Genomic DNA, 244 nt, shown 5'->3' with positions numbered 1-244 from the left:
CCACTGACCACATCAAGCGGAATAACAACCGGGCCGGCCGCGTTGCGTGCCGCGACGTGGATGTGGGCCGCCGTGGCAGGAGCGGACAGATCACGGACCGTCAGCGTATAGCAGAGCTCGTCATCGTCGATGGTGTAACTGAAGGAACCGCCGGCCCCGGTGTGGACAGGTTCGGCTTCCTGGCCGGCGTTGAGCGGAATGGCGGGAGCTGCGCCCGGTTTCGCCTCCGCAGGGGCGGTGATCG

At 66.8% G+C, this 244-nt stretch carries 1 protein-coding gene; it reads right to left on the bottom strand.

Annotated elements, in window-relative coordinates; all coding sequences use genetic code 11:
• Positions 1–244 (bottom strand): CHRD domain-containing protein (locus AC3XQU_RS24610; RefSeq protein ID WP_489876727.1); only part of this gene is annotated, 244 nt, incomplete at both ends.

This window comes from Telluria sp. AZSoR62 (genome assembly GCF_058111565.1).
The sequence above is the reverse complement of the archived record's forward strand: the minus strand, read 5'-3'. Positions and strand labels throughout refer to the sequence as shown.